A 12,822-nucleotide genomic window follows, 5' to 3' on the forward strand; every position below is an offset into this window, starting at 1 on the left:
AATTCACACATTCGAGGTGTAAAATCGACAAATTTGTTAACATGAACAAAAAAGTTGTTCATTTCTGATATCTTTAGTACGAAGAGAGTAGTATACTGATTTTTCAGTATGAGCGAATTTAAGGAGAGGGGATCAAAATGAACAAGAAACCTGGGTCGCTAACCCGGATTATTATTCCGGTTGTCCTGACGTTGGTTACAATTGCATTAATTGTCTGGCCAATGCTTGCAGGCGGGCAGTACGTTGTTATGGATCCGAAGGGACCTGTGGGTACCTCGCAGAGAGACCTGATTGTGATTACGACGTTATTGTGTGCTTTGATCATTGTACCAGTGCTTGTTTTATCTTTTGTCATCATGTGGCGGTATCGTGACAAGCCGGATAGTAAAGCAACGTATAGTCCTAACTGGTCCCACAGCACCAAGGCTGAGGTTGTGTGGTGGACGATTCCAATTATAATTGTAGGGATTATCGCAATCATCACTGTGCGTTATACCTACGATTTGGAACCTTCCAAACCGCTCGCTTCAGAAAAAAAACCTGTGACCATCCAAGTTTCATCATTGGATTGGAAATGGTTGTTCATGTATCCGGAGCAAGGCATTGCAACAGTCAACACACTGAATATTCCGGCAGATCGGCCCGTGAAATTTGAACTTACTGCGGATTCACCGATGAATTCCTTCTGGATTCCGCAGTTGGGTGGACAGATTTATACGATGTCGGGTATGGCGATGACCTTGTATCTTCAGGCAGATCATGAAGGTAAGTACTGGGGTTCAGGCGCTAACTTCACTGGTGAGCACTTTGGAAAAATGCGTTTTGATGTGAATGCTACATCGGACGAAGAGTTTGACAAATGGGTAAACGAAGTGAAACAAAATTCCCAGGCACTGACGCAAGAAGGGTATAACGCACTTGCACAACCGGGAACAAGCAATGTCGCTTATTATTCTTCTTTCCCTGAGCGATTGTTCCAGAATATTGTAACCAAGTATGTGGTTGACGGTAAGGGTGCTCACAGTAAGCACGGAAGTTCAAATGAAGCTTCTGGAGCCATTCAAAATTCTACCGATAATCAAGACGATGACAAGAGTGCTAACTAAAGATTCGAAAGGAGGCCCCCAATGTTAGAGGGACTTAAAAAGTTTGCATCGGAGTTTTTCGTAACCGGTGATCCGATTATTTATGGTGCGATGGTAGCTATCGGAATTACCATGATCACTATTGTAGCGGTGCTAACTTATTTCAAAAAATGGGGCTGGCTCTGGCGTAACTGGATAACTACTGTCGATCACAAAAAGATCGGTATCATGTATATCATCGCTTCCATTATCATGTTGTTCCGTGGTGGTGTGGATGCGCTGATGATGCGTCTTCAGCTGGCTATACCTAACAGTGAATTTCTAAATCCTGAACATTATAATCAGGTCTTCACAACGCACGGCACGATCATGATCCTGTTCATGGCGATGCCATTTATGTTTGGTCTATTTAACGTTATCGTACCTCTGCAGATCGGAGCAAGAGACGTTGCGTTCCCGTTTCTGAATGCACTCAGCTTCTGGCTGTTTTTCTTGGGTGCAATGTTGTTCAACCTTTCCTTCGTTATCGGTGGTTCACCGGATGCGGGATGGCTGAGTTATCCGCCACTGTCGGAACTGTCGCACAGTCCGGGGGTAGGACAGAACTTCTATATATGGGGTATCCAGATATCAGGTATCGGTTCCCTGGCTACGGGTATCAACTTCATGGTCACGATCATTAAGATGCGTGCGCCAGGCATGAGATGGATGAAAATGCCGATGTTTACATGGTCGGTATTCTCCACTTGCATCATGATTTTATTTGCATTCCCGATCTTGACGGTAACACTTGCGCTACTCTTCCTTGACAGGTTTGCCGGGGCGCATTTCTTCACACTTGATTTGGGTGGTAACCCGATGATGTATATCAACCTCATCTGGATGTGGGGTCACCCTGAGGTATATATCGTAGTGGTACCTGCTTTCGGTATATTCTCAGAGATTGTAAGTACATTTTCGAAGAAAAAATTGTTCGGTTACAAGTCAATGGTATTTGCAATGTTAATCATCAGCTTCCTGTCCTTCTTTACATGGGCGCATCACTTCTTCACGATGGGTTCGGGAGCAGACGTGAATGCATTCTTCGCTATTACTACCATGTTGATTGCTATTCCTACGGGAGTTAAAATCTTTAACTGGTTGTTTACCATGTTCCGTGGACGTATTCGGTTTGATATACCGATGCTCTGGACTGCTTCCTTCATACCATGTTTTATCGTTGGTGGTATGACAGGGGTTATGTTGTCTGTTGCACCTGCTGACTTTCAGTTCCATAACAGCTACTTCCTGATTGCCCACTTCCACCAGGTATTGATCGGTGGTGTAGCGTTTGGATACTTTGCAGGTCTATACTACTGGTGGCCTAAAATGTTCGGTTTCCAACTTCCAGACAGATTTGGGAAATGGGCCTTCTGGACCTGGAATATTGGTTTCTATGTCTGCTTCATGCCGCAGTATGCGGTCGGTCTAATGGGTATGACACGTCGTCTGAGCACATACGGCTGGGATACTGGCTGGTGGGAACTGAACTTTGTGTCCACGATCGGGGCATTCCTGATGGGTGCCGGATTCCTGTTCCAGGTTGCACAAATTGCAGACGGTATTCGCAAATACAAAACACTCAAAGTTTCTGGCGATCCATGGGGTGGTCGTACACTTGAGTGGTCGATTCCTTCACCAGCTCCAGAGTATAACTTCGCTGTTACACCGCGCGGAGATGATATCGATGAGTGGTGGGAAGAGAAAGAACGTCGTGCGAAAGGCATTCATCCGCCTGAGCCAGTATATGAGCCAATTCATATGCCGAAAAATTCCTCGATTCCGTTCATTATGTCTGTCTTCTGGTTCGTAGCTGGTTTCGGCTTCGTCTTTGGATGGCTGTGGATGGCGATTCTCGGACTTGCTGGTGTAGGTATCTGTATGATTGCTCGTTCCTTCTCTTACGATACGGATTATTATATTCCGGTCGATGAAATCAAGCGTACCGAAGCGTCGTTAAGGGGGTCGGTATAAATGGCTCAAGCAGCCGCTAAGCACGGTGAGAATCATGCACACGGTCATGACCATGGCCACCATGATCCACAGGAAATGAAAATTCTCGGATTCTGGTTCTTCCTGATTTCCGACGTTATCCTGTTCTCCGTATTGTTCGCAACCTTTATTGTGTTGCGTGACAATACGGCGGGCGGACCGATTTTGTCTGAACTGATCAAAATGCCTGGCGTAATCGCCGAGACGTTTCTCTTGCTCACAAGTTCATTTACGAGCGGGCTTGCTGTTCTGGCCATGAACCAAGGCAAAGTGAAACAATTGATTAACTGGCTTATCGTTACAGCCGTTCTGGGCGCGGGCTTCCTCGCACTGGAAATTTATGAGTTTGTTGAGATGGTTCACGAAGGATTTAGCTACACAACAAGTGCAGCATCCGGCGCGTTCTTTACCCTCGTAGGTACTCACGGACTTCACGTATCGCTGGGTCTGATCTGGATGATCGGACTGATGTTGCAACTGAAAAAACGGGGTATTACCGATGTAACTCGTGGTAAAATCAACGTAATCAGCTTGTACTGGCACTTCTTGGACGTCGTATGGATTTTCCTCCTGTCGATCGTCTATCTCATGGGGGTGATGTAAGATGGCAGGGCACAACTCACATGATGCGCACGGCCACGAACAGCATGGTTCATTGAAGTCGTATGTCATCGGCTTCATCCTGTCCATCGTTCTGACCATCATTCCTTTGGTCGTGGTGCTGAACGACATGATGGGCAAAACAGGAACACTGATTGTCATTCTCGGTACGGCAGCATTGCAGTTTGTGGTTCAACTCTTCTTCTTCATGCATATCCGTGAGACAGAGAAACCACGCTGGAACGTCATGGCCCTTGTTTTTGGCCTGTTGATCATGATGACTATCGTTATTGGTTCCATCTGGATCATGCTTAACAACGCAGTTGCACATTAATATGTTTTACCCGATAACCTTCTTGTCTGGATTTCAGGCAGGAAGGTTATTTTTTATTTTAGCGGAGGTAAGTGTGTAGGTTGAACAATGGTGCTGGCCTGCATATGTGGTTACATAGAAGATTTTTTAATGTTACGTTAGTACTATGTTTGGGATGTTGTTCCATTTTAGGGACTGAAATAGATATACGAGGTGATGATATGAAGATTTCGAAGAGAGTACGATGTCTATGTATGCTGTGTATGGTCTTGGTTATATTATCTGCCTGTTCGAAAAAAACAGAGAGCAACACGATGGTGGGTGATGTGGAGCCGAACCCTCCAGCGGTTGAAGTTTCTTTGCAGGAGGCGGAATCCAGGGTTCCTTTTAAAATCAAGCAACCGGTCGTCCCGTTCGAAGTAACAGAACAATCCACTCGGCTTTTAGAAACGAATGGAACATACGAAGCAGTAGAAATTACGTATGCAAACAAGGACGAGGATTTAAATTTAATTTTGCTGATAACCAACTCGAAGGTAGATACCCCTCCAAAAGGGAAGATAGGCGAGAAGTTAACCAACGGTTCGCAGACATGGGATCAAGGAAATGCAGAAGCAAGTTCCATATATTGGAGATATGAGGGGTTAACCTACGCTGTGGTATCCGGAAAAAACAATAACCTCGAACCGCTATATGATTACGTGACATTACTAAAAATAGCCAACACGATTCAATAATTTGTACTATCCATAAAATAAGGGTACACAAAAGATACAAAATGAACTAAAATAAACTTATATGAACTTTAATAAACAATAATAAACAATATTCACAAGACGAAAGGGATGGATTACAGATGGAAAACCGTTATGCAGCACACCCGAATGAAGTGAAAACGTATGATACAGCGCGTTTGCGTGAGGAATTCCTCATGGAGCAATTGTTTGCCAAAGACGAACTGGTAACGGTGTACTCCCATGTGGATCGTTACATCGTAGGAACTGCAGTGACGCAAAGCAAGGACATCACCCTTGAAGTAAACCTGAAGGATATCGGAACCGACTTTTTCCTGGAGCGCCGTGAAATCGGTATCATCAACGTGGGTGCACAAGGTACAGTAACCGCGGACGGAGAAGTGTATGAGATTGGAGCCAAAGAATGCCTCTACATTGGTAAAGGGGTTAAGGAAGTGGTATTCAAGAGCAATGGCACAGAGCAAGCAGCTCAGTTCTACTTTGTTTCTACACCAGCTCACCATACCTATCCAACGGTAAAAGCAACTCAAGAGCAAGCACAGCCGAATCACCTCGGCAGCATCGAAAGCTCCAATGAACGTACGATCTACCGTTACATTCACCAAGGTGAAGGCGGAATCAAGAGCTGTCAGCTCGTCATGGGGATCACTGAACTGAACAAAGGTAACATGTGGAATACGATGCCGGCACATACGCATAACCGCCGCTCCGAAGTATACTTGTACTGGAACCTGCCTGAAGATGGTGTTGTATTCCACATGATGGGCGAGCCAACCGAAACGCGTCACCTCGTTGTACGTGATCGTCAGGCGATCATCTCTCCAAGCTGGTCCATTCACAGTGGTGTGGGCACAAGCAACTACACATTCTGCTGGGCAATGGCTGGAGAAAACCAAACGTTCGAGGACATGGACGGCGTAGCGATGAAGGATCTGAAATAAGAAAGAAATAGGAAGTTGATTAGATGAATCCATTGAAACGACATGAAAAGATCATGGAGGCTCTGCTGGAACGCCAGGAGGTCACGGTAAGTGACCTGAGCGAGCTGTTGCAGGTGACTGGCAAAACGGTGCGAGAGGATCTCGACAAGCTGGAGAGTATGGGATTGCTAGTGCGTGTACACGGCGGAGCCATGCTGGCTCAGAATGACCAATATGGTATTTTGAACAGCCGCGGGGCACTGGAGAAACACCAGTCCGAGAAAACCGAGATTGCAGAACGTGCTCTTGCGTACATTAAACCTGGTGACATTGTAGCACTGGATGGCGGGAGCACGACGTTAGAGATGGCCAAGCGGTTGGACAACCAGCCGCTTACGGTGATCACAAGTGACTTGTACATCATTGCAGAGCTAACCAAAAAGGAGCAGGTGCGACTGGTCGTTCCTGGAGGAGCGCGTGTGCGTAATATGTTGGTGGGTGAAGATACAGCGGCGTTTATCTCCGGTTTGAACATTCACAAAGCCTTCATTTCAACAACGGCGCTGCATCCCGAATTTGGATTGTCGATCTATACAGGGGATTTGGTTCCGCTGAAAAAAGCGATGATCACTGCCGCACAGCAGGTATTCGGCGTGGTGGATCATTACAAATTCGGGCAATTTGCGCTCCGAACCTTTGCACAGTGTTCTGAACTGGATTATATTATCAGCGACCGGAATTTGGACGAAGAGACAGCAGCTTTATACAGGCAGAGCGGTGTCAACGTGGATTACCAAAGTTAACTTCATGCACTTTTAACGGAATGAAATATCAGAACATATAATGTTGTTGTTTGCATATCAAAGACATGCGGAGGAATTGTTGATGAACCCATTTGATTTAAGCGGACAAGTTGCAATGGTGACAGGTACTTCAGGAGGACTTGGACAAGGGATGGCTGTTGGTCTCGCAGAAGCGGGAGCAGATGTAGTGCTCGTGTCTTACTCCAAACCGGCAGAGACGGCTAGTGCTATAGAAGCATTGGGACGCAAAGCGTATATCATCGAAGCTGATCTGAGCAAGGAAGAGGAACTGTCAGCTGTGTTTGAAAAAGCGCTCGCGTTCCAAGGCAGAATTGATATTCTCGTCAACAATGCCGGCATTATTCGCCGTACTCCGGCAGCGGATCACGCACATCAGGACTGGCATGACGTTATTGCTCTGAACTTGAACAGCGTATTTTTCCTGAGCCAGTTGGCAGGCAGACATATGATTGAACGTGGAAGTGGCAAAATCATTAACATTGCATCGATGCTTTCTTATCAAGGCGGTATTAATGTACCGGGATATACTGCTAGTAAACATGGCGTTGCCGGGTTGACAAAGGCACTTGCCAATGAGTGGGCTGGCAAAGGCATTCAGATTAACGGTATTGCTCCAGGTTATATGGAAACCGATAATACAACGCAAATTCGTGCGGACGAGAATCGTTACCGCGATATTACAGCGCGTATTCCAGCAGGTCGTTGGGGAACACCAGAGGATCTGAAAGGTCCGGTTGTGTTCCTGGCTTCTGCGGCATCGGATTATTTGAATGGTCACGTACTGAATGTCGATGGCGGATGGATGGCACGTTAATTCGTCTTTCGAAGTCCGTTTTGCAGAAGGAGGCAATGAGATGAAACTTGGCATTCTAGCCCATACGTTTGGTAAACGGCCTACAGCTGAGCTGGCACAAATCATTGCGGATAACGGATTTAACTCCGTGCAGCTGGCTCTTGCCAAAGCGTTGTCAGATATGGATTCTGCGAATGGCAAATTAAGCCCTGGATTTGCTAATGAGGTCGGAGAACAATTTGCAAGTCGTGGAGTGAAAATTGCCGTTCTGGGCTGTTATATCAACCCGATTGATCCCGATCCTATAAGCCGGCGTGCAGATATTAATCGGTTCAAGGAACATCTGCGTTATGCCCGGGATTTTGGCTGCAGTATGGTTGCAACGGAAACAGGAGAACGAACCACATATCGGGATTCCTTTCCAGACACATATGATGCGAAATCCTGGAGCGTTCTGAAAGATACGCTAGAGGAAATCACAGAAGAAGCCGAAAAATGGGGCGTACATGCCGCCATTGAACCGGTAGCGACTCATACGCTTCATACGCATGAACATATGACTCGTTTGTTTGAAGAGATTCCATCATCGAATCTGGGGATGTTGTTTGATCCGTGTAATCTGATCAAGCATCACCATACGGCAGATCAAGGCGCATTTCTGCGTGAAGTGATGGAGAAGTTATACGAGCGGATCATCGTAATTCATGCGAAGGATGTAGCGTTCAATACACAGGGAGAGAAGTATAACCCTGTTCCTGGAGCGGGGATTCTGGACTATCCATTGTTCTTTGAATTGCTCAAAACGTATAAACCACACATTGATATCTCGCTGGAAGGTGTGAATGCAGAAGAGGCTGTACCTGCTGCCAAGCATCTGCGAGAGGTATGGAACTCTGTGAAGGTGTAATGAGAGAGAGTTGAACGACTAGTAGAGAATCGGTCAGCAGTCCGTTCCACTAGCGGATGAAAAATGTTATGCTGAATGATGAAGCTACAAAAATGCAATGAGAGCTTAGTAGAAGTTCTAACGACGAATGAACTGAAAACCTTTGCTACGGCAAAGGTTTTTTTAGTACAGCAAGATTGTATTTTACATATTAACATTTCTTATCGGAAAAATCGGAAATAACTCTTTTCAAAACCGACATCTTGTGAGAGAATATGGAAAACATAAGCTGCCATGAGAAGACATCAAGAAATCAGGAATTGAGAACAGGATGCACAAAGAGTGCATATATCAAGGGAGGATTCAGAATTATGTCAAACGAACGTGAGCTTTCATTTGAAACATTAGCTATTCATGCAGGTCAAGAGATTGACCCAACAACTCAATCTAGAGCTGTACCTTTGTACCAGACAACATCTTATGGATTCCGTGATACGGAGCATGCCGCTAATCTGTTTGGTTTGAAAGAGTTTGGCAATATCTATACACGTCTGATGAATCCGACAACCGATGTATTTGAACAGCGGATTGCGGCTCTGGAAGGTGGAGCAGGCGCATTGGCGACGGCTTCGGGTCAAGCAGCAATTACGTTCTCATTGTTGAACATTGCTGGTGCTGGTGATGAGATTGTGTCCTCGGCGAGCCTGTATGGGGGTACGTATAACCTGTTCTCCACAACACTGCCGAAATTGGGTCTTGGTGTGAAGTTTGTAGATTCCAGTGATCCGGAGAACTTCCGCGCTGCGATTACGGAGAAAACAAAAGCGTTGTACGCTGAAACGATTGGTAACCCGAAAGGTAACGTACTTGATATTGAAGCCGTAGCAGCGATTGCCCATGAACATGGGATTCCACTGATCGTAGATAACACATTCCCTAGTCCGTATTTGCTTCGTCCAATTGAGCATGGAGCGGATATCGTAGTTCACTCGGCGACGAAGTTCATTGGCGGACATGGTACATCCATCGGTGGTGTCATCGTGGACAGTGGTAAATTTGACTGGAAAGCAAGCGGTAAATTCCCGGGATTGACTGAACCGGACCCAAGTTATAATGGGGTTGTGTATACGGAAGCCGTTGGCCCGATTGCTTATATTATTAAAGCACGTGTGCAGTTGCTGCGTGACTTGGGAGCGTCCATTTCACCATTTAACTCTTGGCTGTTGGTACAAGGTTTGGAGACATTGCATCTTCGCGTGGAACGTCATAGCAGCAATGCACTGGCAGTTGCAGAGTTTCTGGAGAAACATGAGGATGTCCTGTGGGTGAGCTATGCTGGTCTGCCAAGTCATCCATCCTATGAGCTGGCGCAGAAATATCTGCCAAGAGGACAAGGTGCAATCCTGACCTTCGGAATTAAAGGCGGAGTAGATGCAGGACGTAAATTGATCGAAAGTGTAAAATTGTTCTCTCACCTCGCCAACGTAGGTGATTCCAAGTCATTGATCATTCATCCGGCAAGCACAACACATGCCCAGTTGACGGAGGAAGAGCAAACAGCAGCTGGCGTAAATCCGGAATTGATTCGTTTGTCCATCGGTACGGAGAATGTTCAGGATATCATTTATGATCTGGAGCAAGCGATTAAAGCGAGCCAAGGTGCAAGTGTAGGTGCGTAAAAAGTAAGGTGTAATTGTAAGTGTATCGAAACATGTAAAATGGATTTGAGTGTGGTAACAGAATTTAAGTGTTGTAAAAGAAAAGAAACAACCATGTACATTGAAGGCCAAAGTCGCGTTAGCGTGCTTTGGTCTTTTTGTGTAGACAGTTTTTTGGTTTGAGAAGTTTTGTGGTTATTACCACGCAAACTAGCATGTCTTTGTCTTTGTTCAATTTCCCTAGTGGAATGAGAAGGTATAAGGAGGAGAAGATGAAGAAGAATTCATTGAATCTGAGAAGAGGGTGGCATTAGAGAGCGACTCATGTGAGAGATTCTGATTTTATGCTGTTGCAGGGGAGCATGACTATTGGATTTGCTCTGTTGCGCTATGTGATTTCCGCAAAAGCGCTAACGATCTCCACCGAGCTTATTTTCCCCATTTTACCCAGATTTAAAATCTAACGATCACCAGCGAGGCTATTTAGACATTTTTTAGCATATGGGAGCGATAAATAGGCTAAATGTAATAAATAGAGCCTCTACGGATCGTTAGCTTGAAATACCCATTTACAAATGAACAGAACAGGCATATAATTGAGCAAAAGTTGTATTGAGTAAAAATAATTGCATAAGTACAAAAATGATTATCATTCTCATTGGATCTTTGATCCGCTGAGAATGCAAAATCGCCTCTAAACCATGCTGCTGCGGGATTCCCGCAGCAGCATGTGCCATTTTTAGGGCATTAACAATGGCTCTCATTCTCAATACAAAATCAACAAGTAGTGTTATTACGCTCAAAACCATACGAAGGGAACGTGATTTATATGCAAGCGATACATCAGCCTTTACAAGGAAAACAGCAAGCCAAGCAGCAATCTGCCCATACACCTGGCCCTAATCGAGGCAAGAAACCGAACTTCCGCGCGATGCTGCAGAACAAGGAGATGCAGGCGGCGCTGGGCAGTGGCGTTATGATGCTGATTGCATGGGGCATTGCACCTTATTTTGCAACATTGTCTGTGATGCTCTACATCGCCGCTTATGCGATTGGTGGCTGGTCGAAGGCCAAGGAAGGCATCGAAACGTTGGTTAAGGATCGTGATCTGGACGTTAATCTGCTTATGATTGCCGCATCACTCGGGGCAGCGACGATTGGTTACTGGAATGAAGGCGCGATGTTAATCTTTATTTTCGCACTTAGTGGGGCGTTGGAAAGTTACGCAACGGAGCGAAGTCACAAAGATATTTCCTCTTTGCTGGCACTTAAACCGGAGACCGCACTGCGGATCGAGGATGGACAAATGAATGTGGTGGCTATTGAGGATTTGAAGCTTGGAGATCTGCTGCTTGTGAAACCAGGCGAACTGATTCCTGCAGATGGTCTGGTCTATCGGGGGAGTTCTTTCATCAATCAATCGTCGATTACGGGAGAGTCCATGCCAGTCGATAAGAGTGCAGGGGACGAAGTTTATGCAGGCACAGTGAACGGTGAGGGTGCTTTATATGTCGAGGTCACCAAGTCGGCTGAGGGCTCTCTGTTCGGAAAAATCATTAAACTGGTGGAGGAAGCGCAAGCCGAGGTGCCGGATTCACAGCGTTTTATGGAACGGTTTGAAGGCATCTATGCACGCATTGTTGTAGGGGTCACGCTCCTTGTTATTGTTGGAACACCGTTACTGTTGGGGTGGACGTGGAATGAAGCTTTTTACAAAGCGATGGTCTTTCTGGTGGTGGCATCACCTTGTGCGCTAGTGTCCTCGATTATGCCTGTGATGCTGTCTGCAATGTCCAGCAGTGCGCGCCGTGGCATTTTGTTCAAGGGTGGGGCACATATGGAGAATATCGCACACACCAAGGTGGTTGCTTTTGACAAAACAGGTACACTCACGATGGGAAGACCTATAGTAACGGATATCCTGACTGTACCGAGCGTAAGCAGGGAACAGTTATTATCTGCTGTGGCCTCCGTTGAAAATCTCTCAATACATCCTCTTGCCCGGGCGATTGTGGAGCAGGCTGGCAAGGAGAATTTATCTCTACAAGAAGCAGAGCATGTGCAGTCCATTACAGGACACGGCATTGAAGGAACAGTGAACGGTGTAATATGGAAAATTGGACGACTGGATGGAACGGTATGGCCACAAATGATGCCAACGAAGGAGGAGAGAGGAGCCGCAGATACACTGGCTGTAACGCTAGTTGGCGAACTGAAGGATGGGATAGCTGTGGAGTCCGCAGCCGATGAAGTACCTGGAAACAGCGCGGTGGACTGGGAAGAGGTATGCACCCGTCTTGAGCAGGAAGGCAAAACGATATCTGTTGTAACCGTCAATGGTGAGTTTGCGGGTTTGATTGCGATGCGAGATATGATCCGTCCACAGGCGGCTGTAGCTGTGCAGAAACTGGAGAGTATGGGCGTGAAAGTAGCGATGTTAACAGGTGATCGTGCCCGTTCGGCTTCGGTCATTGCCAGTGAAACCGGGGTTAGTCTGGTCTATGCAGATTTGCTGCCTGAAGATAAGGTCAAACAGGTGCAAGCGCTCCGCGAGCAATATGGTCATGTGCTGATGGTTGGTGATGGGGTCAATGATGCACCGGCACTTGCTGCTGCAACAGTGGGGATGGGTATGGGCTTGTCAGGAAGCGGAACGGCAATTGAGGTAGCGGATGCTGTACTTATGAACGATAACATCGAAGAGATTGCTTGGGTGATTGGGCAGGCTCGGCGAGCAGAACGCACGGTGAAGTATAATATGTGTTTTGCCATTACAGTTATTTTGGCGTTAATCGCAGGAAATTTCCTACAAGATGTGGCTTTGCCACTTGGTGTGGTGGGCCATGAAGGCAGTACCATTCTGGTGATTCTGAATGGACTTCGGCTGCTGAGATAAAGTTATCTATCATTGAAAAGTATGTAATGTGACCATCCAGGCGAACCTAGCTGGTCTGGCA

The 12,822-nt window shown here is 46.2% G+C and carries 12 protein-coding genes; 11 read left to right on the forward strand and 1 reads right to left on the reverse strand.

Translation table 11 applies throughout. The annotated features are described in order from the left end of the window. Positions 1-137 precede the first annotated feature (137 nt). The 10 genes from cyoA to ACR8BL_RS21145 all read left to right on the forward strand — a co-directional run bounded on the left by cyoA (position 138) and on the right by ACR8BL_RS21145 (position 9,886). Positions 138-1,106 carry a ubiquinol oxidase subunit II gene (gene cyoA / locus ACR8BL_RS21100; protein ID WP_434749376.1) on the forward strand — a complete coding sequence of 323 codons (969 nt, stop codon included), beginning with the start codon at positions 138-140 and terminating at the stop codon, positions 1,104-1,106. Between the two features lie 21 nt (positions 1,107-1,127). Then, positions 1,128-3,098, forward strand: coding sequence for a cbb3-type cytochrome c oxidase subunit I (locus tag ACR8BL_RS21105; RefSeq protein WP_434749377.1), 1,971 nt, complete (start codon positions 1,128-1,130; stop codon positions 3,096-3,098). Beyond that, positions 3,099-3,719, forward strand: a complete 621-nt coding sequence (gene cyoC / locus ACR8BL_RS21110; protein WP_434749378.1) for a cytochrome o ubiquinol oxidase subunit III — start codon at positions 3,099-3,101, stop codon at positions 3,717-3,719. A gap of 1 nt (position 3,720) precedes the next feature. Beyond that, the gene (cyoD, locus tag ACR8BL_RS21115; protein ID WP_434749379.1) at positions 3,721-4,050 is read left to right on the forward strand and encodes a cytochrome o ubiquinol oxidase subunit IV; all 330 of its coding nucleotides are present in this window, start codon (positions 3,721-3,723) and stop codon (positions 4,048-4,050) included. A gap of 242 nt (positions 4,051-4,292) precedes the next feature. After that, positions 4,293-4,766, forward strand: coding sequence for a hypothetical protein (locus ACR8BL_RS21120; protein ID WP_434749380.1), 474 nt, complete (start codon positions 4,293-4,295; stop codon positions 4,764-4,766). A 119-nt stretch (positions 4,767-4,885) separates the two neighbouring features. Further along, positions 4,886-5,725, forward strand: coding sequence for a 5-dehydro-4-deoxy-D-glucuronate isomerase (gene kduI, locus ACR8BL_RS21125; protein WP_434749381.1), 840 nt, complete (start codon positions 4,886-4,888; stop codon positions 5,723-5,725). Between the two features lie 23 nt (positions 5,726-5,748). Beyond that, positions 5,749-6,507 (forward strand): DeoR/GlpR family DNA-binding transcription regulator, encoded by a 759-nt coding sequence (locus ACR8BL_RS21130; RefSeq protein WP_434749382.1) that lies wholly within the window; start codon positions 5,749-5,751, stop codon positions 6,505-6,507. 82 nt (positions 6,508-6,589) lie between these two features. Further along, positions 6,590-7,342, forward strand: a complete 753-nt coding sequence (kduD, locus tag ACR8BL_RS21135; RefSeq protein WP_090924445.1) for a 2-dehydro-3-deoxy-D-gluconate 5-dehydrogenase KduD — start codon at positions 6,590-6,592, stop codon at positions 7,340-7,342. Positions 7,343-7,382: 40 nt separating this feature from the next. Further along, positions 7,383-8,228, forward strand: a complete 846-nt coding sequence (locus tag ACR8BL_RS21140) for a sugar phosphate isomerase/epimerase family protein (protein ID WP_434749383.1) — start codon at positions 7,383-7,385, stop codon at positions 8,226-8,228. Between the two features lie 350 nt (positions 8,229-8,578). Continuing rightward, complete coding sequence (locus tag ACR8BL_RS21145) at positions 8,579-9,886, forward strand: homocysteine synthase (RefSeq protein WP_434749384.1); 1,308 nt, start codon at positions 8,579-8,581, stop codon at positions 9,884-9,886. A gap of 548 nt (positions 9,887-10,434) precedes the next feature. On the opposite strand, the gene ACR8BL_RS21150 is transcribed toward ACR8BL_RS21145, so the two are convergent. After that, the gene (locus ACR8BL_RS21150) at positions 10,435-10,674 is read right to left on the reverse strand and encodes a hypothetical protein (protein ID WP_434749385.1); all 240 of its coding nucleotides are present in this window, start codon (positions 10,672-10,674) and stop codon (positions 10,435-10,437) included. A 20-nt stretch (positions 10,675-10,694) separates the two neighbouring features. On the opposite strand from ACR8BL_RS21150, the gene ACR8BL_RS21155 reads away from it, so the two are divergent. Beyond that, positions 10,695-12,761, forward strand: a complete 2,067-nt coding sequence (locus ACR8BL_RS21155; RefSeq protein WP_434749386.1) for a heavy metal translocating P-type ATPase — start codon at positions 10,695-10,697, stop codon at positions 12,759-12,761. The last annotated feature ends 61 nt before the right edge of the window (positions 12,762-12,822 follow it).

The organism is Paenibacillus amylolyticus (assembly GCF_051136285.1).
GTDB classification, from domain to species: Bacteria; Bacillota; Bacilli; order Paenibacillales; family Paenibacillaceae; genus Paenibacillus; species Paenibacillus amylolyticus_F.